We start from the raw sequence: 22556 nt of genomic DNA on the forward strand, positions 1-22556 counted from the left end.
TCAAACGGTTTCCGTAACCTTGTTCAAATGCGGCGGTAAATCGGGATTGTTGCCACGTTGCAGTGCCAGCGCGTTGATCGCGCGATAGAAGCTCTGCACGGTCAACAGCGGTGCGGCGGCCGGGTGTGCGTCGGCGGCAAGCGGCAGATCGCCATCGGGCGCGGCCAGCCACACCTGCGCGCCACGCGCACGGAATTCGGCGGCGAGCGCACGCGTGCCGGCGCCGGTTTCGTCGGGTTGGGCGAATACCAGCACCGGGAAGCCCGGTCCCACCAACGCCATCGGGCCGTGTTTGACCTCGGCCGAGCTATAGGCTTCGGCATGCAGGCCGCAGGTTTCCTTGAACTTCAAGGCCGCTTCCTGCGCCGCGCCCAGGCCCAGGCCGCGACCGAGCACGAACAGGTTGTGCGCCGGCACCAATCCGGCAGTGAGTGCGGACCAGTCGGCCTGCCAGGCGGTGCGCAGCTGCTGCGGCAATGCATCGACCGCCGCGAGCAACGCCGGGTCGTTCTTCCACACCGCGCCCAGATGCAGCACGGCAGCCAGCGAGGCGAGATAGCTCTTGGTGGCGGCGACGCTTTTTTCCGGGCCTGCGCCGAGCGGAATCACCACCTCGGCCAGTTGCGCCAGCGGCGAATCTTCGACGTTGACCAGCGCGACCACGCGCGCGCCAGCGGCCTTGGCGGCTTCGGCGTTACGTAACAGGTCAGGGCTCTTGCCCGATTGCGAAATCACGATGTACAGCGCGCCGCGCAACTGCAGCGGCGCTGCATAGACCGAGCCCACCGAGGGCGATGCGGATGCGGTGACGATACCCAGCTGCGTTTCGAACAGATACTTGGCATACGTCGCTGCATGATCGGAGCTGCCGCGCGCACAGGTCACCACGAACGGCGGCGGCGCAGCGCGCAGCGACTGCGCGAGTGCGGCGACGGTATCGGCGTTACGGGCGAATTGGGCGGCGACCACGTCGGCGGTCTGCGCCGCCTCGCGGAACATCAAGGTCTCGGTTTCGGTGGGAAGGCTCATCGGGCTCAGGTGGATTCGGGGGGAAGGGAGTTGGTGGCCGGCGTCTGCGCCGGTGCAGTGGAACCGCGCACCACCAACTGCGGCACAAATCCGCGGTTCTGCAGTTGCGCGGGCTGATCGTCGTAGGCGTCGCTACGCAACTGGCTGATCAACAGGCGTGCAGCATGCCGCGCGATGTCGTCGGTGGCCTGCTTGGCGGTGGTCAGTGCCGGCCAGGACTGGCGCGAAAACGGGCTGTCTTCGAAGCCGGCGATCGACAATTGGTACGGCACGTTCATGCCGGTGGATTTGGCTGCGGCCAGCACCCCGGCGGCGATTTCATCGTTGCTGCCGAAGATGGCGGTAGGCGGTTCGCGCAACGACAACAGCCGGCGCGCGCCACGGAAGCCGTCGTCGAAGGTGTAGTCGCCGGGAATCACCAGATGCTTGTCCAGGGTGATGCCGTAATCCTTCAACGCCGCCTCGTAGCCGGCGTAGCGCTCGCCGCTGGAGCGATGTTGCGGGCCGCCCCACAGGAAGCCGATGCGCTGATGACCGAGCTGGATCAGATGCTCGGTGATCTCGTAGGCGGCAGCGCGGTCGTCGATGTAGACGCAGGGGCCATCGCCCGGATCGTCGGTGGCGGCGATGATGCGCACGCTCTTGATGCCGCGTGCGGCCAGACCGGCCATCAGCTCGGGGCGCTCGGACATCGGCGCAGTCAGCACCACGCCGGCCAGCCGCGAGCGCTGCACCCATTCGGCCAGTTCTTCGGCCAGCAGCGGCGAGGTGGAGTCGCAGGGATGGATCTGCAGGCCGAAGCCGGTTTCGCGGCAGGCGGCCAGCACACCGTTCTGGATGCCGATGATGTGATACGGGTTGGGATTGTCGTACACCAGCCCGATCACGAACGGCGTGCCGCTGCGCAGATTGCGCGCGGACGGATCGGGTTCGTAGTCGAGATCGGCGATGGCACGCAACACACGTGCGCGGGTTGCCTGCATCACCGATGGTTCGTTGTTGATCACCCGCGACACGGTCTTCAACGAGACCTTGGCGCGCTCGGCGACGTCTTTGATGGTGGGCCTACGCATGGATGTACCTTGTTCGTCGGAAGCTATCATGCTGCCGCGCTCACTTTGCCTGGGCCGGCAGGCCCACGCGATGACCGCGCAACGAATAGAACAGGATGTACAGATAGCACGGCACCATCAGCGCAGCGAACACGACCTGGAAGTCGTAGTGCTGTTTGAGAATGGCGAACAGCTGCGGAATGATCGCGCCGCCGGCAATGCCCATCACCAACAATGCCGAACCGATCTCGGTGAAGCGACCAAGTCCGCGAATGGCCAGCGGAAAGATCGCCGGCCACATCATGGCGTTGGCAAAGCCGAGCGCGGCGACGAAGCCCACCGACACGTAGCCCGGCCACATCATTGCGTTGGCGAAGCCGAGAGAGGCGAAAAAGTCCACCGACACGTAGCGCTGGGCGAACAAGGCACCCAGCGAGAACAACACGCCCAGCACCGCCGACACGCTCAGATAGCGCGCCTGCGAGATCACACCAGGAATCAGCACCAGACCGGCGATGTAGCCCAGCAACATCGCCCCCAGCGTGTAAGAGGTGAAAAGCTTGGTGCTGTCCAACGGCAGATTGAGGCTGTGGCCATAGGTACCGATGGCATCGCCGGCCATCACTTCCACGCCCACATAGACGAACAGGCACAGCACGCCCAGCCACAGGTGCGGGAACTGGAAGATGCTGGATTTCTGCACGCCACCGGTCGCGCCCGGCGTGGCATTAGCTTCGGAGGCCTTGAGCTCCGGCAACGGCGAAAACAGCACGCCGATGGCCAGCAGCAGCAGCACGCCGGACATCACCAGATAGGGGGCGTGAATCTTGGCGGCGAAGGCAGTGAGCAACGTCTCCTTGGTCGCCGCATCGGCGCTGGCCACCTGCTCGGACAGATCGCCGATGCCGTGCAGCACCAGCGAGCCGATCAGGATCGGCGCCAGGATTCCGGCGATCTTGTTGCAGATGCCCATCAACGCGATGCGCCGCGCTGCGCTTTCGATCGGCCCGAGGATGCTGATGTACGGGTTGATCGCGGTCTGCAGCAGCGCCAGGCCGCTACCGATCACGAACAAGCCGCCCAATGCGCCCGGATACCAACGCTGGGTGGCGAACTGACCGAAGCCGGCCGCGCCCACCGCCATCACCACCAGACTCAGCGCCAGGCCTTTCTTCATGCCGGTGCGCTTGAGAATCCACGACGACGGCAACGCCAGGAAGAAGTACGACAGGTAGAACACCATCAGCACCAGAAACGCGTTGACCTCGTTGAGGTCGAACGCCAACCGCACGAAGGTGATCAGCGGCCCGTTGATCCAGGTGAAAAAGCCGATGATGAAGAACAGCACGCCGACGATGGCGATCGAGACAACGGGATTTGCGGGCCTGGCGGTAGTCATGGATCGGCTGGCTCTTGAGTTGTCGGTTGGGAAACGCCGCGCTGGATCAGCGACGCAGTTCGGCAACGAAATCGTAGAAATCGTTGTGGCAATAGGTGTCGGTCAATTCGATCGCGCTGCCATCGCGCGCATAGCCCACGCGCACCACATGCAGGATCGCCTCGCCGGTTTTCATGCGCAGGTGTTCGGCCAGGCGCGCGGGCAGATTGATCGCACGGAAATACTGCAGCGCGCGCACCACCGGCGTGCCCTGTGCATCCAGATAGCTATAGAGCGAATCGCCGATCTGCTGCGGGTCGGCGACGATGCGTTGCGGCAACACCGCATGCTCGTAGGCCATGACGCGGTCGTCGGCGCTGCGCAGGCGGGTGAGCGAGGCCACCGCCGCATCCGGCGACAACCCCAGGCGCAGGATTTCTTCGCCGTGGGCCGGGCGCAAGCGCCGCTCCAGCCAGCGCGTCCCCGGCTCGTAGCCCTTGATGCGCAGCGTTTCGCTGAAACTGGTCAGGCCGCTGAGCTGATGCTGGATCTGCGTGGTGACGAAGGTACCGGCACCCTGCCGACGCGAGACCAGACCCTGTTCAACCAGTACATCCACGGCCTGACGCAGCGTCACCCGCGAGATCTGCAGCCGTTCGCACAGCTGACGCTCGGCCGGCAGCGCTTCGCCCGCCTTCCATTGGGCGCTGCGGATCTGCTCGTCCAGCTTGCTCGCCAACTGCAAGTACAGTGGCGTGGGCGCCGAGGCGTCCAGCGCCAGCGCATCCATCCTGGGGTCGCTGTCCGTCCTGGCATCGGTTTTCGGTTTGACCATTGCCTGTCCTCTGGACCGACTTGGATTCGTTAGGTCCAATATAGTACCAATTTGCCTGGAGCGCATTAGCCGCAGCCGGGCCCGGAAGCGAGACATCTGCCAGGGGATCGCCCCACGGCGCATCGAAGGAAACCTACTGCGGCCACCATCACAGCGCCGCGCCGGAACTGACCGCGCCCCGCGCCTCGCGCCACCGCCCAGGTGGCGATGCCGTTACAGCCGCAGATACCAGCGCCGCCGATCCATCCACCAGCCCACGCCCCAGCACAGCAGGGTGTAGCCCAGCGCGCACAAGAAAGAACCCAACGGCCCCGGCGCGATGGTCTGGAACACGCGGATACCGGCCCAGGCGTACAGGTCCAGGCCGGAGCTGCCGGCCGGCAGCAGCCGCAGCACGACCACGAACAACTCGGAGAACAGGTAGATCGCCAGCGGGTTGCGCCCCAGCACGGTGAAAAAGCCGCTGCCGCCGACCCGGCCACACAGCTCCAGCAGGTAGACCAGCGCGCCCAGCGCCAGCAGATCCAGTCCCACCGTACAGGCGACGAACGCGCCGCTCCAGAGCTTCTTCGACAGCGGCCAGGCGGGGTGCCAGAGCAGCGCAAGCAGTACCAGGCCCACGCCGGCCAGCAGCAACGCGCGCGTGGCGGCACCGGTCTTGCCGCGCCGCTGCAGGAAACGCCCGGCCAGATAGCCGGCCAGTACGTTGACCGTGGCCGACAACGTGCCGAGCAGGCCCTCCGGGTCGAAGCCGCCATCCTTGCGATACAGATGCGCGCGCCCGAACAGCCACAGATCCAGCCGGGTGCCGGCATTGCCGGTCTTGCTCAACTCCGCGCCGGGCTGGCCGAAGGCATACAACAATGCCCAGTAGCCCAGCAGCAGCGCCACGCACGCCGGCGCGATGCCACGCGGCGGCAGATAGCGCACCAGCAATGCCGCCAGCAGATAGCACAGGCCGATCCGTTGCAGTACGCCAGGCAGGCGGATCTGATCGATCGCAGTGAACGCCCATCCGCCACCTGGCTGCAGATGGAAGAACGGGAACCAGTACATCAGCACGCCGCACAGAACGATCAGCGCGGCGCGCTTGCTCACGCGGCCGAGGAACTGCCGATGCGGCGTGTCGGTGGCCAGTGCGAAACTCATCGCGCTGCCGACGGCGAACAGGAACGAGGGAAACACCAGGTCGGCGAGCGTGAAGCCGAACCAGGGTGTATGTGTCAGCTGCGCATACGCCTGCGCGCCCGGCCCGGGGGTGTTGACCAGAATCATCAGGAAAATGGTCAGCCCGCGAAACACGTCCAGCGATAGAAAACGTTCGTGCTTCGGCGGCGCGGCGCTGGTTGCGGCAACAGCGGCCTGTGCGCTCATCGGACTGCCTCGCCGATCCACCGCGGTGTGCCAGGTGCGCACATGACGCCGGTGAACTGCGGCATTGCATCGCCGCTATCGCCGTCCTGCATGGCCACGCTATGCGGCACGCAGCCGATCATCGAACGGCGCCTTCGGCCGCGCCATGCGTGGTGCCCCGACTCTCGCCTTGCACGTCGCCGCGGACGCCCTGTTGCGCATCCACCTGCGCCAGCAAGCGACCCAGCAGCTTCAGCGGGTCGCGCGGTGGTTGGCGCTGCGGCGCCGTGCCCTGCTCGGCCCAGTCGCGTTCCCACGCGACCAGCTGCGCGTTGACCGCCGCTGCATCGAACGGCGTGCCGGCCTTGCGTGCAGCACGATACGCGCCCAGAAAGCGCGTCCAGCGCTGCAGATAGAACTCCGCGTACATGCCCTGCCACGCCTTGGACGCGTAATCGGCCAGATTGCCGTCGCCGCCCCAGACGCTGACCTGCGCACGCGCATTGCCGACATAGGCACGACGCAATCCGGCATCGTTGCCAGCGGCCGCTGCGGCCTGCCCGGTCCAGTCGGCCAGGGTTTCGTGTTGACCGCCGACCAATGCATCCAGTCCCTGTACCAGTTGCGTGGTGCGCGCCAGCAGCGCATCGCCGCGGGCGAAGTCGCCGGCGTCGTACGCCCGCACAACCGCCTGCAATTGGCGGTCGGCGTGCAGGCTGAGGTAATGCCGCGCGTCTTCGATCAGGTCGTAGCGGTACAACGGCGCATCGGCATAGCGGTCGGCCTGCTGCAGCAAGGCATCGATGGCCCGGCGCAGGCGTTGCGGATCGCCGGGGCGGTCGTCGAAACCGACGATGTCGGCCGTCGGCCGCTTGAACAGCAGGTAGGCACCGGCACGCTTGTTCCACCAGCGCGGCGACCAGTAACGGGTCTGGTAGATCCCCGCCTCCAGATCCGACCAGGCCTGCAGCACTGCTGCATCGCTGCGACCGTAGCGCGCACGCGTGTACTGCGCGAGCCATTGCGACCAGGACTGCTGCGGCCCTTCCCAAGCCAGCGCGTAGAGATACTCATAGACCACCGAGTTGCTGTGCAAGCCTTCCGGGAACACCCCAAAGCCGCGCAGATTGCGTTTGTCCGGGTCGGCCAGCAAGGCCTGCAGATCCTGCCGATAGAACGCGAAGTCGCCGTACAACGGATTGCTGGCGCCGTAGTTGTGCACGTAGCCGTAGATCCACTGCTTGTTGTCGAAGGCCTGGGAGGCCTTCCAGGTGCCGGGATAGCGGTCGTTTCCGATGTCCAGCACCATCAAACGCGCGTCGGGCACCTTGCCGAGAAATGCGGCGATCGCCTGCGGTTGCCAGAAGTCGCGGTCGGCACCGAACAGCCAGCCCTGCATCACCCAGGTGGCCTGCGGGTTGACCTGCGCGATGGAGCGATACAACGCCTGCCCGTACTCGGCCAGGCGTGCATCGCGTTGCGCTGGCGGCACCGCTTTGGCGCGTGCGGCGTCGGAGTTGGCGATGCCGTCGCCGTACTTGGCGGCGGCGACGTCGCTGCCGTCGTCGGCCACTGGCGGCAACATTTCGTTGAAGGCATCGGCCAGATAGAACTCGCCTGCGCCATAGGTCTGCGTGTACAGCTCCAGGAACCGCCGCGCGACCTTGGCGAACAACGGATCGCGCGGATCCAGCCAATAGGTCTCGTGAAAGCCTTCCCAGGCACGCATGCGGTAGATGCGCGCCTTCGGATGCGCCTGCGCGAACGCCTTGGGCACGTAGCCGGCAAACGCCGGCAGCACCGGTTGCATGCCCAGCTCGCGCATGCGCGTGAGGATCTGCGTCTGCAGCACGCGCTTGCTGTCGATCCATTGCTGCGGCAGTGGCGCACGATAGCCTTCGATATTGCCCATGCGCTGCCACGGGGTGAAGGCCGGGCCGGAGAAATACTCCGCCAGCGCCTCATCGCCCACATCGAACTCGCGCCACAGCGCCTGCCAGATGGCTTCCTGCCCTTCCATGGCCAGCGGCATGTCGATGCCGTGCAGTGCCATCCAGTCGATTTCGCGCTGCCAGCGCGGCCAATCCCAGAACGGCGTGGTGTACCCGTAGGTGCAGGTGTTGAGATAGGCGCGATGGGCGAACGGCGTGCGCACCTGGCCGCTGTTGTAGGCAGGCCATTGCGCCGGCAGCGCCACGCGGTCGCCTTCCCAACTCATCGAGGCCGCGCCGGCCTGACCCAGATACGCGTAGGCGCCACGCGCCAATGCCACCTGCGAGGAGCCGGCAATGCGCACCGTGTCGCCACCGGCATCGATGCGGTACCAGTCTGCGCCATCGCCGCGCGGTGCCACGGTCATCTCGAACTGGGCGGCGCGCGCGCCGATCAGGCGCTGCAGCACCGCCTGTGCAGGCGGCGCGGCCAGCACGGTGACGGGAATGGCGAGCAGCGCGCTCAGCACGGCGCCTGCGAACAGGCGCGCGGGCGACGACAGGGAAAACAGTGGGGCGATCATGGCGAGTTCCGATAATGCACGGTGACGACGTCGTGGAATCCAAACGGTTGATCGGCAGCGACCTGCAGAATCACCGCCAGCGTGCGCGCGCCGGTCGCGGGTGCAAGCGCCAATGTGATCGGCGTGCCGGCCGCCGCCTGCGCGACCGCGCGGCCATCCAGAAACACCTGCGCCGGCCCGCTGAGCCGGCCCAGATCGAGCATGCCGCCGTGGGCCTGCACGCCTTGCCAGGGCGTGAACTGGGTGCGGTACAACACGTAGCCAGCGCGTTTGGGGGCGGTTTCCAACGTGCCGGGCAGCGTATTGCTCCAGCTGTTGTTGTCGTTGGGGCGGCGCGACAGATCCGGTGCCGGCGGCTGCGCGAAGGCAGCGGTGTGGCGCCAACTTTCGACCACCATCACCGGCGCCACGATCGGCACTGTGGCTGGTAGCGGGGCTGCCACGCGTGCGATCTCGACCACCGCATCGCGCAGGCCTGCGCTACGCGCCTGCAGCCGTAGCACGCCAGCGCCGCGCCCGGCCTGCACGATCGCCTGCGCCAGCCCGTTGAACAAGGCCACCTGCGTACTCTGATCGGCGGCATGCGCATTCGGGTCGCCATTGCCGACGCCCAGCAAGCGGCCGCCGCTGATCTGCAGCGTCAGCAGCGCATTGCAATCGGGTACGTGGCGGCCCTGCGCATCCAGCGCTTCCAGCGTCAGCGGTTGCGCGTCACGACCATCGCCACGTAGCTGCGTGCGGTCGGGCGTGAGCCGCAGCGCGACCGCTGCGCGGGTGGTTTCCACCCGCGTTCGCGCCACCTCGCGCCCGTCGCGCCAGGCCACCGCTTCGAGCACGCCTGGCGCATAGTCCACCTGCCACTGGTTCATCTGCGCGCGATCCACCGCCTGCTTTCCCAGCGAGCGGCCGTTGAGCCACAGCTCCACCTGCGCGGCATTGCAGAACGCCATCACCTTGATCGGCTGGCCTTCGCGTCCGCGCCAGTTCCAGTGCGGCAACAGGTGCAGCACCGGCGCGTCGTCGATCCACAACGCACGGCGCAACCAATACGCCCCCTTGGCAAATCCGCATTGGTCCATGATGCCGAAGAACGATCCCACCGACGGCCATTCGAACGGCGTGGGCTCGCCGCGATAATCGAAGCCGGTCCACACGAAACTGCCGGCGACGAACGGGCGTTCGGCGATCAGCTGCCAGGCGCGCCGATGGGTATTGCCCCAGTCGGCCGCCAGGCTGTCGTCCTCGGCCACCACGTGCGCGTCCAGGTCGGTGAACCAGGCGCCACGCGTCTGGAAGGCGCTGGTGTCCTCGCTGGACAGCATCGGCGTGCGCGGCCGCGCGGCATGCACGCGGTCGTAGTTGAACTGGCGATAGTTGAAACCGAGTACATCCACCACATCGGCCGCACCGCGCGTGGCGAACATGCCATCGTTCATGCCGGCGGTGATCGGGCGGGTGTCGTCGAGCGCACGCACGGCGCTGGCGGCGCGCGCCATGATCGCGTAACCGACTGCGGTGCCCTGCAGCGGCTCTTCGTTGAGCAGCGACCACAGGAACACGCTGGGATGGTTGCGCTGGCGCCGCACCATGTTGCGCAATAGCGCCACATACTCGGGCGCCGGATTGAACAGGCGGTTCTCGGCCATCACCAGCATACCGAGCCGGTCGCAGGCCTGCAGCAGTTCCGGCGCCACCGCATGATGCAGGCGGATGGCATTGCAGCCCATCGATTTCAGGCGCTGCAGACGAAATGCATGCAACGCATCGGGCAGTGCCACGCCGACGCCGGCATGGTCCTGATGCAGGCACACGCCCTTGATCTTGAGCGCGCGACCATTGAGGAAGAAGCCGTGGTCGGCATCGAAGCGCAGGCTGCGAAAACCGATGTCGCACTCGGCACGATCGTTGCGGCCGTCTGCGCCGCGCACGTTGGCCTGCACGCGATACAGCACCGGCGTGTCCACGCTCCAGCGCTGCGGCTGCGGCACCGACAGGTTGATCGCGGCCTGCGCGTTACCGAACGCGGCGACGCGCAGTTGCGTCTCGCCGTGCGCCACCACAACACCGTGTGCGTCGCGCAGCGCCACATCCACCCATGCCTCGGCAGGCTGCTGGCCGCTGTTGACCAGCTCCAGCTGCACCGGCACCTGCCAGACGTCGCCCGGACCCTCGCGCGGCACCGCTGCCAGGCCATCGCCGGCGATATGCAGGGGCGTACGCAACACCAGCCAGGTGTGCCGATAGATGCCGCCGCCTTCGTACCACCAGCCATCCATCGCCTCGGCATCGACACGGATGGCGATGCTGTTCAAGGCATTGCCGTAACGCGCGACCGGCGTGAGGTCGATGACCAGCCCGTTGTAGCCGCTCCAACTGCGCGCCATCAGCATGCCGTTGACCCACACGGTGGCGTGGCTGGCGATGCCGTCCAGACGCAGCTCCACCGCCTGGCCGCGCACGGACGCGTCCAGCCGCAGCGTGCGCCGATACCAGGCAATCCCGCGCGGGCGATAGCCTTGCGCGATATTGGCGTCGGCGCTTACCGTCTGTTCCACCACAAAATCATGCGGCAGTTGCAGCTGTCGCCAGCCGGTATCGTCGAAGTCCGGTGCCGCCGCGCCCCAGGCGCGGCCGGCCTTGGCATTGTCGTAGGTCTCGTCCTGCCCGACCAACGGCGGGAACGGCAGGTCGCCGGCATGGAAGCGCCAGCCTTCGTCCAGATCCAGCCATTGGCCGTTGTCCGCTGTGGCCGCTGCGACTGGCGCGGGACGCGGTGTCCCGCTGCTGCCCGTGCGCCCCGAGGCAGCGCTCGCCATGCCGGGTACCAACGCCGGAACGCCGAGCAGCGACGAGGCACAGACGCTTCCGGCGAGGAAATCACGCCTGCGCATGGCAGCACCGAATCGACCGCAGCGCATGCGCGCCAGGCAGCAGGCGTCGCGCAGCGGCGTCCGGTAGGTCAGGTGCCGGCACAGCCACCGCAGCGACGCATGCGCTGCCTGCTGCCGCACGCAGCGCTACACGCTGGCGCAGCGATCGCTCAGCCACCATCAAAGCATGTCCCACTGCATCGACAGGTAGTAGCTGCGGCCGGTGACGCCGGTCATTTGCCAGCGGCTGGGGATGTCCTTGTACGCCTCCTCGGTGCGGTTGGTGAGGTTCAGGCCACCTAGCTGGAAACTCAGCTTGTCGTTGACCTGATAGCCAAGCACCGCATCCAGCTGCGTGCGCGCCTTCATGGTGTGGCCTTCGCGGGCGAAGAAGCTGTCGCTACTGTCCTGTTCGTACTCACTGCGATGGTTGAGCGAGACGCGCGCCGAATAATGTTCGCTCTCCCAGTATGCGGTGGCGTTCCAGGTCTGTTCGGACAGGTTGCGGATCTGGAACGCGGTGCCGCGCTGCGGAATCACCCGGGTGAAGTTGGAGGTCACGCCGAAGCCGTCGATCGGCAACCAGGCATCCAGCGATTGCGTCCAGCCAAGCTCGTAACCGCGGATCTTGACCTTGCTCGGATCGTTGGCGGTGGCGGTGATCTCGTAGATATCGCCGCCACTGTCCACGCAATCGCCGGCCGCATTGCTGGACAGCGCAGTGCCGTTGAACGTCGTCGGGCATACGATGCTGTTGAAGGTGCCGTTCTTGATGTTCTTCCAGAACCCGGCCACGGTCAGCGCGCCGCCGTTGCCGTAGTACCACTCCAGGCTCAGGTCGGCCTGCTCGGCGGTCAGCGCCTTCAGGTCGGTCTGGCCCTGGGTGACGAAAAACGTGGTAGTGCCGCCGGTGTTGGTGCCGGTGGAGATCGTCGAGGCGATGGCGGTATTGCTGTCCAGAATCGGCCGCACCAGCACCTTGGCGGCGGCAAACCGCAGCAGCAGGTCCTCGCGCATGTCCAGCACCAGATTCAAGCTGGGCAACCAGTTGGAATATTCGTACGGCGCACGCGCGGTGCCGATCACCAGGTTGGCATCGTCGCTGGCGGCCTGCGCCTGGGTCAGGTAGGTATCGGTGGTGCGCTTGGTGTTTTCGTAGCGCATGCCGACATTGCCGCGCAGGCGCATGCTGCCGATATCGGTATCGATGCGCGCCATCGCATACGCGGACGAGATATCGTTTTCGATGCTGTAGCTGCTTTGCGGCGCGAACAGCACCGGCACGGTGATGCCCGCAGCGGCCAGCGAGCGCGCATAGGCGTCGATGTCCGGGGTGACCCAGCTGTCCTGCGAGGCGAGCTGCCCGTCGAGAAAATTATTGACCGTGCTGTTGGCGGCCGACAGTTCCGGGAACATGTCGAAACCGGAGACGGCACCGGTCCTGAGCAGATACAGAAAATCGCGCCGGCGCACGTCGCGTTCGAAGGTTTCGCGGCGGTATTTGGCACCGAAGCGCACCGCATTCAACGCGCCCATGTCCAGATACCGCTCGGCATCCAGTTGCAGCGACCATTCCTTGTTGCTGAGCGACTGAATGGAACCGTTGGGATATTCGCTGCGCACCAGATTGGCCTTGTCCCAGGCGCTGGCATCGGTGGCGTCGGCATCGGTGGTCAGCGAGATCGCGTCGGAATTGGAGGTATCCAGCAGTGTCGAGGTCGGCTTGCGGCCCAGGATCGCCGCGCGTTCGTTCTCGTCGGTCTTGCCCTGGGTGTAGTTGGCAGCGCCACTGAGCGTCCAGGCATCGCCCTTCCATTTGAAGTCGTAGGTGAGCAACTGTGTGGACAGGTCGTGTTGTTCGATCTGGCGATTGTTTTCCAGCCAGTAGTCCGATGCCGACACCTGCGTGGCGGTCAGTCCGTTGGTCTGCAGCACCGTCAGCGGGTTGCGCTCGAACGAGTACACCAGCTGATTCATGTCGTTGGCGGTCCTGTCCTGCGAATACAGCGCCGTGAGGTTCATTTCCAGCTGGTCGTTGGGCTTCCACTGCAAGCCGCCGTTGAACATCTTGCGCGTGGTTTCGCGCTCGATCGAGCGATAGCGCGGACGGCGCGGGATATACAACGTGCCGGCGTCGGTTTCCTGTGTATACCACCGGTCGATCCACAGATAATCGGCGCGGTCCTTGAGCTTCTGATAGCCGGCACTCAGGAACACGCCCACATTGCCGTCGCCGACCTTGAACTGGTCGATATAGGTCAGCACGCCCTTGGGCGTGGGCGAGCCGCCGGCGAATTCGGCGTACTGGGTCTTGGCCGAGAACAGCAGCTTGGTCTGTTGATAGTCCAGTGGCTTGGTGGTGTTGATGTTGACCGTGCCGGACAGGCCGCCGGCATCCATGTCCGCCGAGGGCGACTTGATCACCTCGATCCCGGCGGCCACTTCCGGCTGGATGATGTCGTAGCGAAACCCATCGGTGAAATCGGCGCTCTTGATCACCTGTCCGTTGATGGTGGTGGCCGAGTACTGCGGCCCCAGACCGCGCACGCTGATGGTGGAGCCACGCCCGTTGATGGTGGAGATCTGCACGCCGGGAATGCGCTGGATCGCTTCGGCGATATTTTCGGCGGGGAATTTACCGATGTCCTGCGCCGAGATGCCATCGGTCATGCGCACGTCGTCGCGCTTGTTGTCCATCGCAGTGATCAGACTCTTCTGGTACGAGCTGGTGACCTTGACCGTGTCGAGCTGGGAAATCGGCGCAGGATCGGCAGGCGGCGACTCCTGCGCCTGCGCTGCGCCGCCACAGGCAAGCAGCGACAGTGCGATGGCAATGGACAGGGAGGAAGGCGAGCAACAGCGCACGGCGGCACGGGACACGGACGGCATAGGAGTTCCTGGTTGGAATGGCTGGACGACAACGCGACTGGCATTCCGATTGACCAGCGATCAACAGACCGAACACGGCGGCAAACACCATCCGACGCGCACAGGCCAGCCGCCCCGGATATCCGGAACCGCCTGCGATCTGTTGTTTGCAAACACCCCGTACGGCCCCCCGTGGGTGCCGATGTCACGCCCCCTTCCCAGGACCGGACACCGCAAACCGTTGCTGATCAACGGTCCTGATTGGCAAATACCAATTCAGTGGTTTCGATTCTTATGGTCTTTAAAAGATTGTGTCAACAGTCACTGATGAAAGCGTCTGCCGGAACGGGATACCCGATGATGAAGCCTTTTCCAGCAGGGATTTCGTCAATCTGCGTGGGGGAAGGCGGATCGACGCGGGGCATCGTTGTCATGGGACCAGTCAGTTACCAATTTATCGAGACCAGACCAATCGTGGCGCTGCGGCCGGCGGCCGGCGCCCTGTAGCTGCTGCGAACCAGGTCACAGTGCGTCAATCACACGCATCAGCACGGTCGAAGCGGGCAAGCGTGCCTCGCCAGCATGGCGCGCCGGGGAACGGATGACTCAAGCGAATCAGCTGAAGACAACGTTGTCAGCGATCGCCCCGCTCCATCGCCGGTACGGACCACCGACAAACTACAGACAGGCGCATGCGCGTGCTCACCGCAGGCAGGTAAGGCTGCGCACATCGGCGCGCAGCGCAAGCTCGCCTCAGTACAGCTGCCCTTGATCGGTGCGCACCAACATGCGTTCGGGCGTGGCGGCAAAGCCGAGCAGTTGCAGGCCCATGGCCAGTGCGGCGTCCTGGCCCGGGTCCACGCGCGACTGCAACTGCCAACGACCATCGCGCTGCAGGCGCAACTCGGCGCTGAGCTGCATGCCCTCGGGCACGCCGCCATCGGGCATCAGCGCCAGCACCACTGCCGCGTCCACGCACTGCGGACTACCCCGCAGCCGTAGCGGCAACAGCCCCACCGCTTCGCCGCGTTCGTTGGGCAGGAGCTGCACCGCAACGTCGCCGCCTGCCTGCATGCAGCGCGTGCTGTCGAACAGCGCACGCACATCGCGCAGGTCGATCGACACATCCATCAAGGTCACCCCACCCGGCTTGCGCAGCAACAGCCGCCCATTGGCCTGCTCCACGCCGTGACGTGCGCCCTGCAGCGCTACCAGATGTGCGCTGGCCGAGCTCAGCTGCAGCTTGCGCTCGCCGCGCAGCAGCGGCAACGGATGCAGGCGCACGCCGACATCGCCCAGCTCCATCGTGTTCCAGGTCACCGCACGCAGGGTGCCGTTCCAGACCGAGCCCTGCACGTCCAGCGCAGAGAACGGCAAATCCCTGGTGGGCAGCACCCAGCGCAGCGGCAAGGTAGCGATCACGGCACCGATCAGCAACGCCAGGACCAGCAACATCCAACGGACGACGTTCATGCTGCCACCTCCGGGAACACGCAACGCACCTGCAATTGGCCATCGCGGCGGGTGATGGTGAGCTCGCTTGGGGCCAGGTTGTCGCGCTGGCGCAGTTGCTCGAGCCAGGCGAACAAGACGGCGCTGGCGACCGCATCGATCTGCAGTTCGAGCGCGCCGGTCGCACTACGGCCTTGCCTGGTGATGGCGATGCCGGCGTCTTGCGCGCTCTGCAGGACACGCGCAAGTGGAACAGGGCCGGACGCGCTGCGCTGTGTGGCGCGCGCGCGCAGCGCTGCCTGCGCGGCGAGGTCATAGCGCGCCTGCGCACTGCTGTGCCAATGCCGCAACGGCACCACCACGGCATACCAGGCTACGCATGCGGCCACCGCCAGCAGCATGACCGTGAGCATGATCCGCTCGCGCGGTGCGCGCGCCTGCCACCAAGCGTGCGTGCGCTGCTGCAGGTTGCTCATCGCGGTGGCTCCAGTTGCAGCGGGGTACGCACTCTATCGTCCTGCGCCTGGCTGGCGCCGGCTTGCAACTGCCAACCGGCGCGGCTCAACTGTGCAGACAGCTGCTGCAACTGGGCCGCGTCGTCATGCACCAAGGTGACACGTAGCGGGCCGGCGTGCCGATACGCCAGCGTGTCCAGTTCTGCACCCGGTACGGCCTCCACGGCCGCAAACAGCGTTGCCAGTTGCGTGGCGAACGTGCTCGCTGTGGCAGCGCCATGCTGCGGCGTTGCGGCCGCATGCGGATCGGCAGGTGGTTGCACGCCAGGCATGGCTGCACTGCGCCGTTGCAGCAGCTGCGCCCCGGTCTCGTACCGCACGGTCTGCGCCAGCAACAGCAGCAACGGGGAAATCGCCAGCACCACAAGCAGGATCGCCAGCTTGCGCGTGGTGAGGCCGGCGCGCGCCTGGGTTGGCGCGGCAAACCGGTGTTGTCGCAGATTGATCGGCACCACTGCGGCATGCCGTGCGAACAGTGCGATGGCATGCTGCGGATCGGGGTTCGGTGGCAGCGACGGCGTAACTGGCTGCGTGGCGAGCAGCAGCTCGGCCAGCGGCGGCTCCAGACTGCAGGCCATCTGCGCACCATGCATTAGCCAGCGCCCATCCCACTGCACGAGCGTGGCCGCGTGGTCGGCGTCTGCGCCAGGCAGCAACAGACACTCCGGCACCACCGCGTCGGGCACCACGCCCAGGCGTGCCGCGCGCTCCAGCCACTGTTGCATCACCTCCGCCTCCACTGCGGCGACCAGGCGCATGCCGTCGGCGTCGGCGCTGTCGGCAATCACCACATGCACCGTTTGCGCATCGGTGGCCAGATGCTCGGCCAATTGCAGGCGTGCGGCAGCCACCGACTGGGCGACGCTGCGGCCCGGCAAGCGCATCCAACGCAGATGCACGTGCGTACCCGGCACCACCAACACGGTGCGCGCGGCGGGGTCGTGCAACGCGCCGCCGGTGCCCTGCGCCAGTACCCGCCCCTGCGCATCAACGCGCACAGCGATGGCCTCGGTGGCCGCGTCGGCCGGCAGCAACACCAGGGTGGTACTCATTCGTCGGAACTCCATTGGCGTGCCACCAGCCGCACGCGGCCGGCCGGTTCCTGCTGCAGCAAGGCATCCAGCACGACCTGCGCGCCGGCATGGTCGACCTGGCTGAGAAGAGAAAAGTAGGAGGTGCGCAGTTGCAATTGTTCGAACACCGCATCGGAAAGACCGGCCTGCATCAATGCAGGCTGGCTCAAGAACGTCTTGGCGTCGCGCCAGCCGCCGGCCGGCCGCGCCGCGATGACACGTCGTGCCGCCGGCAATTCCAGCGCCCCGTCGCTCAATGCCACCAGCACCGGCGCGTCTTCCAGTCGCAGGGTATTGATGTTGATCGGCGATAACCGCCCCTCCGGCAATGCGCACACATACGGCCGCAGTTGCGCGATCACCTCTGGCGTGTAGCCGACGATGGCGCGGAGCTCGCTGACGCCTGCCAGCAAGGCGGCCCCGGTGCGTGACGGCACCGCTGACTGGACGTAGCGATCGTCCTCGGCGCCTTGCGCACCGGGCTGGCTGTCGCTGTCGATCCAGTCCACCAGCGCATCGGTCAACGCCTGTGACTGTTGCGGTGCGATGCCAAGCACCTCCAGCAATGCGCGGTACTGGCGTGCGCCAGCGTCGCTGCGCTGCCATTGCTCGGTGGCGCCGAACACCACGCTGTTGAGGTTGAAGCAGCCGCCGCGGTCGCGCAGACGCACGCTCACCAGGCCATCGTCCAGCGGGAAGCTGATCGGCTGATCGCTCCAACCGCCGTCCAACGTGGTACGCAACGGATCGCGCCTGGCCAACGCCTGCAAGCGCTGGCGCGCGATGGTTTCGGTGCCCAGCGCATACCACTGCGCCTGGGTCATCGCTTCGCCATTGCCGCTGCGGCGCAGGCCGAAGCGCAGGTCGTCCAGCACCGCGACCATCAGCAGCGTCATCACCGCAACCAGCAACAACACCGTCAGCAACGCGACGCCGCGCTGCCGGCGACTGGAACGCAGCACCTTCATCCGCGCCCCTCCGGCAGCAGGAACAACTGGCGCACGCGCCCCCATTGCTCCAACTCCAACTCCAGCGCTATCGCATCCGGCAGCGCTTCCAGACCGCCACTCCAGCCGTCGCTCCATTGCGCGCGATAGTGAAACGCCACCGCCGCAGAACGAACGCCGCGCAGCAATACCTGTGGTGTGCCGGCCGCCGTGCCGTCGAGCGCAGGACGCGCACTGCGCTCCAGCCGGCCATCGATGACGCGGTACTCGACATATTGCAAGGACGCGCGCGGCGCCTGATCCGGGTTGCTCCAGCCGCGTCGCACGAAGCCGAACAAGGGTCCGGACACGCCCGGCGGGCTGGCGACAAATGCCGTGCGTGCAGCGCCACCATCGCGATGGCGTGTCCGCCGCACGGCGGCCTGTTGCAGATCGCTCCGCAACAGGCCATGGGCCAGTTGAAACTCGCGGATCTGCTGCAGGCGCGCGCGCACGGCGTCGCGCTGGTCGATGCTCTGCCGCATCACCACCACTGACGCTGCAGCCACCAGCGCGAATACCGCCAATGCGACCAGCAGTTCGATCAGGGTGAAGCCGGCAGTGCGAGGTCGGTGGTTCATTCGGTGCTCCGCAACACGCTCAGGCCGGCGATTTCCTGCGCCTGGCCCGCCGCGCGCACCTGTACCTCGATGCGCACCATGCCGGCAGTGCCTGCCGGTAGCGCCCGGCGCTGCCAGTCCCAGCTGCGTTCGCCCAGCATTTCCTGCCCGGCTGCCGGCGCCAATGCTGCGGCCGTGGGCGCAAGCATCGCCTCGATCGCCTGATTCTCCACAACCACTGCCGCGAGCGCGCGTTCTTCCAGCACCACCGCAGTGCGCGTGCTTTCGCCGGAGAGATTCAACAGGCCCACCACCGCCATGCCGAAGATCGCCAGCGCGACCAGCAGTTCGAGCAGCGAGAATCCTGCGCTATGTCTTGGATTACTGGCGTGGCGCATCGACCCGCACCACGCCGGCAGCATCCACCATCACCTGCACCTGCTGCCGGCCATCGGCCAGTGCAATACGTTGCGGCGTCGCCGCGCCGGTGGGATCGAAGCGCACGCTGAGTTGGTTGCCGCCCGCCGGCAACCTCGCCTGCACGCCGGCCGGCCAGCGCACGCCAGCGAACGGTTTGTCATCCAGTGGCACCCAGCGCTGTTGCGCCTGGCGACGAAACGCGTAACCGCCGGCATCGATGGTCACCTCGACCATGCGCAGGCTCAGGATCGCCTCGTCGCGCGCATTGACCAGCGCAGTGGCCAACGCATCGGCCTGATCTTGCAGATCGCGCCGCGTGTCGGGCAAGGTCAGCACCACCAGCGTACTGGCCAGCGCGGTGATCACCAGCACCGCGAGCAGTTCGAGCAGGGTGAAGCCGCGCATGCGCGGCATGCGTACGCGTGGTCGCCTTGCAATGGACGGTTGCAAACGCACGGCAGTGACTCAGCGCCAGTTGCCGATATCGGCATTGTCGGCATCGCCGCCTTCTGCCCCGTCGGCACCCAACGAGTAGACGTCGAAGCCGCCATTGCGGCCGGGACGACGGTATTGATACGCATGCCCCCACGGATCTTCCGGCAGCCGGCGGATATAACCACCCTGGCGATAGCGCTCCGGCCGGGTCAATCCGCCCGGTGCAGTGAGCAGGGCCTGCAGGCCTTGTTCGGTGGTGGGATAGCTCAGGTTATCCAGGCGATAGGTCTCCAGCGCCTGCTCAAGCACGGCGACGTCGGCGCGCGCTTTCTCCACCATCGCGCGGTCCTGGCTGGGCATCACGTTGATCATCACCACGGTGGCGAGCAGGCCGATGATGACGATGACCACCATCAACTCGACCAGGGTGAAACCGCGTGCGTGTCCGCGCTGGGCGAGCGAGCCGATACGTGCACGGGAATGGATGGACTGCATGACGATCTCCGAAGATGGGCGGCTGCGCTCAACCAAGCGCAAGGGTGTTGAATTGCAGGATGGGCAGCAGGATCGACAGCACGATCACCGCCACCACGCCGCCCAGCAGCACGATGATGACCGGCTCCAGCAGGCTCATCGCCGCAGTGGTGAACGACTCGAACTCGCGCTCCAGATAATCGGCGGCGCGTTCCAGCATCGGCGCCAGGCGCCCACTGTTTTCGCCGCTGGAGGCCATGTACAGCAGCGTTGGCGGGAACACGCCGGCACGCTTCATCGCCGCCGCCAGGCTGCCGCCTTCGCGGATGGCGGTGACCATGCTGTCGGTGGCCAGGCGCAGCGCGCGGTTGTCCACGGTGCGTGCGGCGATCATCAGGCCTTCCATCAGCGGCAAGCCGCTGTTGACCATGATCGCCAGGGTGCGCGCCATGCGTGCGGCATGCAGGTCGCGGATCAGCCGGCCGAGCAAGGGCGCGCGTAGGAGCAGGCGATCGGCCGCCAATCGCAACGCGGGGCGCTTGAGCAGACGCAGCGCTGCAATCACTGCAACGACCAACGCAAGCAGCAACGGGATGCCCGCATGCAGCAGGAAATTCGACACCCCGATCACCGCACGCGTCAGCCAGGGCAGTGCGCGCCCCATCGAATCGAACTGGTCCACCACCTTGGGCACCACGAAGGTCATCAGCACGATGACCACCGCACCGGCCGTCAAGGCCAATGCGGCCGGATAGACCAGGGCGGATTGCAGCTTGCTGCGCACCTGGGCTTGCCGTTCGAGCAGGTCGGCCAGGCGTTCCAGCACCTGTGGCAGGGCGCCGGCACTTTCGCCTGCGGCCACCATCGCCCGATACAGCGGGGGGAACGCGTTGCCCTGGCGTGCCATCGCATCGGACAGACGAAAGCCTTCGACCACCAACCCATGCGTCTGGCTGGTGACCCGGCGCACGCCACGGCGTTCGGACTGCGTCCCGATGGTGCGCAATGCCTCTTCCAGCGGCGCGGTCTCCACCAACGTGGCGAGCTGGCGGGTGAACAGCACCAGATCCTTACCGCTGAAGCGCGCCGGCCGCGCCGTCGTCGTGGCGACCGCCGCAGCCGCTTCGACGCGCACCGGCAGCCACTGCCGCCGCTCCAGCTGCGCACGCGCACCCTGCACGCTGTCGGCGCTGATCACGCCCTGGCGGCTCTGCCCATGCAGGTCGAGCACGGTGTAGTCAAACCGCGGCATCGGCCTGATCCTGCTGACGGGTCACGCGCAGCGCTTCTTCCAGCGTGGTCAGACCTTGCAGCACGGCGGCGCGCGCGGCATCGCCCAGCCGCTCTGCGCGTGCGAACGCCGTTGCCGCCAGCGCCTCTTCGTCGGCGTTGTCGCCGATCAGCCGACGCATCGCATCGTCCACCGCGATGGCTTCGTAGATGCCCACCCGCCCGGCATAGCCGCTGTGATGGCAGGCGCTGCACCCCACTGCGCTGTAGAGCGTCGCAACGCCAACTGCATCATCATCGACAGCGAGCATCTGTCGCGCCGACGCATCCAGCGGGCGCGGCGTGCGGCAGTGCGGGCACAGGCGCCGCACCAGGCGCTGCGCCAGGATCAAGCGCAGACTCGATGCAAGCAGAAACGGCTCGATGCCCATGTCGCGCAAGCGCGTGACCGCACCCACCGCATCGTTGGTGTGCACGGTGGACAGCACCAGATGACCGGTGAGGCTGGCCTGCACGGCGATCTGCGCGGTCTCGGTGTCGCGGATCTCGCCGATCATCACCACGTCCGGGTCCTGCCGCAGGATGGCGCGCAAGCCGGCCGCAAACGTCATGCCAACACGCGCATTGACCTGGGTCTGGCCGACGCCGTCGATGGCGTATTCCACCGGGTCTTCCACCGTGAGGATATTGCGCGAGCCATCGTTGAGCAGGCTCAGCGCCGCATACAGCGTGGTGGTCTTGCCCGAGCCGGTCGGGCCGGTCACCAGCACGATGCCGTTGGGCACCTGCAAGGCGCGCTGCACCGTGTGCATCACCGCAGCCGGCATGCCCAACTGCGTCAACGACAGCGTGCCCTGCTCCTTGTCGAGAATACGCAGCACCACCCGCTCGCTGCTGCGGGTCGGCAGCGTGGACACGCGCACATCCAGTGCCTTGGCGCCCATCACCAATGACACACGGCCATCTTGCGGAATGCGTTTTTCGGCGATGTCCAGGCGCGCCATCACCTTGACGCGCGACACCAGCAGCGGCGCGATGCGTCCGGGCAAGGTGGCCGCCTCGCGCATCACGCCATCCACGCGCAACCGTACGCGCAGGTGCGATTCGTAGGATTCCAGATGCACGTCCGAAGCGCCCAGGCGCGCGGCCTCGGCGATGATGCCGTTGATCAGGCGGATGATCGGCGCATCATCCTGGCTGTCGAGCAGGTCGGCGGTGGGAATATCGTCGATCAACGAATCCAGGCTGCCGTGCAGATCCAGCGCTTCGACCTGCACGCCCTGCTCCAGGCCGGCATCGGCATAGATCTCCGACACATGCCGGTCGAACACCGACGGGGCCAGGGTGCGCACTTGCAGCGGCATGCCCAGCGCACGCCGCAGCTCGATCAAGGCCTGCACATCGCCGCCTTCGCGCAGGCCGATCTGCGCGGCGCTATCGCTGCCGAGCAGCACCACGCCGTGACGCTTGGCGAATGCATAGGAAATGCTGGTGCGCACGCTGCTCATGGC

Annotated in this window: 18 protein-coding genes; all 18 read right to left on the minus strand. The window is 66.4% G+C overall.

All coding sequences use genetic code 11. The features are described 5' to 3' along the window. Complete coding sequence (locus tag GGR62_RS09780) at window positions 1–1029, minus strand: SIS domain-containing protein (RefSeq protein WP_184407704.1); 1029 nt, start codon at window positions 1027–1029, stop codon at window positions 1–3. A 5-nt stretch (window positions 1030–1034) separates the two neighbouring features. Further along, window positions 1035–2102 (minus strand): LacI family DNA-binding transcriptional regulator, encoded by a 1068-nt coding sequence (locus tag GGR62_RS09785; RefSeq protein WP_184407705.1) that lies wholly within the window; start codon window positions 2100–2102, stop codon window positions 1035–1037. A 40-nt stretch (window positions 2103–2142) separates the two neighbouring features. After that, window positions 2143–3480, minus strand: a complete 1338-nt coding sequence (locus GGR62_RS09790) for a sugar MFS transporter (protein ID WP_184407706.1) — start codon at window positions 3478–3480, stop codon at window positions 2143–2145. Between the two features lie 46 nt (window positions 3481–3526). After that, on the minus strand, window positions 3527–4249 hold the full coding sequence (locus GGR62_RS09795) for a GntR family transcriptional regulator (protein WP_184407765.1): 723 nt from the start codon (window positions 4247–4249) through the stop codon (window positions 3527–3529). 258 nt (window positions 4250–4507) lie between these two features. After that, the gene (locus GGR62_RS09800) at window positions 4508–5668 is read right to left on the minus strand and encodes a heparan-alpha-glucosaminide N-acetyltransferase domain-containing protein (RefSeq protein ID WP_184407707.1); all 1161 of its coding nucleotides are present in this window, start codon (window positions 5666–5668) and stop codon (window positions 4508–4510) included. A 118-nt stretch (window positions 5669–5786) separates the two neighbouring features. Next, window positions 5787–8162 (minus strand): alpha-N-acetylglucosaminidase, encoded by a 2376-nt coding sequence (locus GGR62_RS09805; RefSeq protein WP_184407708.1) that lies wholly within the window; start codon window positions 8160–8162, stop codon window positions 5787–5789. Continuing rightward, window positions 8159–11053: a beta-galactosidase GalA gene (galA, locus tag GGR62_RS09810; protein ID WP_184407709.1), complete on the minus strand. Its 2895-nt coding sequence runs from the start codon at window positions 11051–11053 to the stop codon at window positions 8159–8161. Before galA ends, GGR62_RS09805 begins: the two co-directional genes overlap by 4 nt. A gap of 159 nt (window positions 11054–11212) precedes the next feature. Further along, window positions 11213–13921, minus strand: coding sequence for a TonB-dependent receptor (locus GGR62_RS09815; RefSeq protein WP_184407710.1), 2709 nt, complete (start codon window positions 13919–13921; stop codon window positions 11213–11215). A gap of 732 nt (window positions 13922–14653) precedes the next feature. After that, entirely contained in the window at window positions 14654–15373 is a 720-nt protein-coding gene (gspN, locus tag GGR62_RS09820) for a type II secretion system protein N (protein ID WP_184407711.1), read from the minus strand. Then, window positions 15370–15828: a type II secretion system protein GspM gene (gene gspM / locus GGR62_RS09825; protein WP_184407712.1), complete on the minus strand. Its 459-nt coding sequence runs from the start codon at window positions 15826–15828 to the stop codon at window positions 15370–15372. Before gspM ends, gspN begins: the two co-directional genes overlap by 4 nt. Further along, window positions 15825–16919 carry a type II secretion system protein GspL gene (gene gspL, locus GGR62_RS09830; RefSeq protein ID WP_184407713.1) on the minus strand — a complete coding sequence of 365 codons (1095 nt, stop codon included), beginning with the start codon at window positions 16917–16919 and terminating at the stop codon, window positions 15825–15827. Before gspL ends, gspM begins: the two co-directional genes overlap by 4 nt. Then, window positions 16916–17908, minus strand: a complete 993-nt coding sequence (gspK, locus tag GGR62_RS09835; RefSeq protein ID WP_184407714.1) for a type II secretion system minor pseudopilin GspK — start codon at window positions 17906–17908, stop codon at window positions 16916–16918. Before gspK ends, gspL begins: the two co-directional genes overlap by 4 nt. Beyond that, the gene (gene gspJ, locus GGR62_RS09840) at window positions 17905–18507 is read right to left on the minus strand and encodes a type II secretion system minor pseudopilin GspJ (RefSeq protein WP_184407715.1); all 603 of its coding nucleotides are present in this window, start codon (window positions 18505–18507) and stop codon (window positions 17905–17907) included. The genes gspK and gspJ overlap by 4 nt, the downstream gene beginning before the upstream one ends. Continuing rightward, the gene (gspI, locus tag GGR62_RS09845; protein ID WP_184407716.1) at window positions 18504–18884 is read right to left on the minus strand and encodes a type II secretion system minor pseudopilin GspI; all 381 of its coding nucleotides are present in this window, start codon (window positions 18882–18884) and stop codon (window positions 18504–18506) included. Before gspI ends, gspJ begins: the two co-directional genes overlap by 4 nt. Continuing rightward, on the minus strand, window positions 18868–19320 hold the full coding sequence (locus GGR62_RS09850) for a GspH/FimT family pseudopilin (RefSeq protein WP_260305758.1): 453 nt from the start codon (window positions 19318–19320) through the stop codon (window positions 18868–18870). Before GGR62_RS09850 ends, gspI begins: the two co-directional genes overlap by 17 nt. A 51-nt stretch (window positions 19321–19371) precedes the next feature. Next, the gene (gspG, locus tag GGR62_RS09855) at window positions 19372–19836 is read right to left on the minus strand and encodes a type II secretion system major pseudopilin GspG (RefSeq protein ID WP_184407718.1); all 465 of its coding nucleotides are present in this window, start codon (window positions 19834–19836) and stop codon (window positions 19372–19374) included. 28 nt (window positions 19837–19864) lie between these two features. Beyond that, window positions 19865–21067: a type II secretion system inner membrane protein GspF gene (gene gspF, locus GGR62_RS09860; RefSeq protein WP_184407719.1), complete on the minus strand. Its 1203-nt coding sequence runs from the start codon at window positions 21065–21067 to the stop codon at window positions 19865–19867. Next, window positions 21054–22553 (minus strand): type II secretion system ATPase GspE, encoded by a 1500-nt coding sequence (gene gspE, locus GGR62_RS09865; protein ID WP_260305760.1) that lies wholly within the window; start codon window positions 22551–22553, stop codon window positions 21054–21056. Before gspE ends, gspF begins: the two co-directional genes overlap by 14 nt. Window positions 22554–22556: the final 3 nt, after the last annotated feature.

Origin of the sequence: Xanthomonas sp. 3075 (genome assembly GCF_014197275.1) — a bacterium.
GTDB classification, from domain to species: Bacteria; Pseudomonadota; Gammaproteobacteria; order Xanthomonadales; family Xanthomonadaceae; genus Xanthomonas; species Xanthomonas campestris_B.

What these genes read in the sequence shown, in the direction of transcription:
- GGR62_RS09780 (WP_184407704.1), bottom strand. Translation starts at nt 1,029, where the DNA reads ATGAGCCTTCCCACCGAAACCGAGACCTTGATGTTCCGCGAGGCGGCG.
- GGR62_RS09785 (WP_184407705.1), bottom strand. Translation starts at nt 2,102, where the DNA reads ATGCGTAGGCCCACCATCAAAGACGTCGCCGAGCGCGCCAAGGTCTCG.
- GGR62_RS09790 (WP_184407706.1), bottom strand. Translation starts at nt 3,480, where the DNA reads ATGACTACCGCCAGGCCCGCAAATCCCGTTGTCTCGATCGCCATCGTC.
- GGR62_RS09795 (WP_184407765.1), bottom strand. Translation starts at nt 4,249, where the DNA reads ATGGATGCGCTGGCGCTGGACGCCTCGGCGCCCACGCCACTGTACTTG.
- GGR62_RS09800 (WP_184407707.1), bottom strand. Translation starts at nt 5,668, where the DNA reads ATGAGCGCACAGGCCGCTGTTGCCGCAACCAGCGCCGCGCCGCCGAAG.
- GGR62_RS09805 (WP_184407708.1), bottom strand. Translation starts at nt 8,162, where the DNA reads ATGATCGCCCCACTGTTTTCCCTGTCGTCGCCCGCGCGCCTGTTCGCA.
- galA (WP_184407709.1), bottom strand. Translation starts at nt 11,053, where the DNA reads ATGCGCAGGCGTGATTTCCTCGCCGGAAGCGTCTGTGCCTCGTCGCTG.
- GGR62_RS09815 (WP_184407710.1), bottom strand. Translation starts at nt 13,921, where the DNA reads ATGCCGTCCGTGTCCCGTGCCGCCGTGCGCTGTTGCTCGCCTTCCTCC.
- gspN (WP_184407711.1), bottom strand. Translation starts at nt 15,373, where the DNA reads ATGAACGTCGTCCGTTGGATGTTGCTGGTCCTGGCGTTGCTGATCGGT.
- gspM (WP_184407712.1), bottom strand. Translation starts at nt 15,828, where the DNA reads ATGAGCAACCTGCAGCAGCGCACGCACGCTTGGTGGCAGGCGCGCGCA.
- gspL (WP_184407713.1), bottom strand. Translation starts at nt 16,919, where the DNA reads ATGAGTACCACCCTGGTGTTGCTGCCGGCCGACGCGGCCACCGAGGCC.
- gspK (WP_184407714.1), bottom strand. Translation starts at nt 17,908, where the DNA reads ATGAAGGTGCTGCGTTCCAGTCGCCGGCAGCGCGGCGTCGCGTTGCTG.
- gspJ (WP_184407715.1), bottom strand. Translation starts at nt 18,507, where the DNA reads ATGAACCACCGACCTCGCACTGCCGGCTTCACCCTGATCGAACTGCTG.
- gspI (WP_184407716.1), bottom strand. Translation starts at nt 18,884, where the DNA reads ATGCGCCACGCCAGTAATCCAAGACATAGCGCAGGATTCTCGCTGCTC.
- GGR62_RS09850 (WP_260305758.1), bottom strand. Translation starts at nt 19,320, where the DNA reads ATGCCGCGCATGCGCGGCTTCACCCTGCTCGAACTGCTCGCGGTGCTG.
- gspG (WP_184407718.1), bottom strand. Translation starts at nt 19,836, where the DNA reads ATGCAGTCCATCCATTCCCGTGCACGTATCGGCTCGCTCGCCCAGCGC.
- gspF (WP_184407719.1), bottom strand. Translation starts at nt 21,067, where the DNA reads ATGCCGCGGTTTGACTACACCGTGCTCGACCTGCATGGGCAGAGCCGC.
- gspE (WP_260305760.1), bottom strand. Translation starts at nt 22,553, where the DNA reads ATGAGCAGCGTGCGCACCAGCATTTCCTATGCATTCGCCAAGCGTCAC.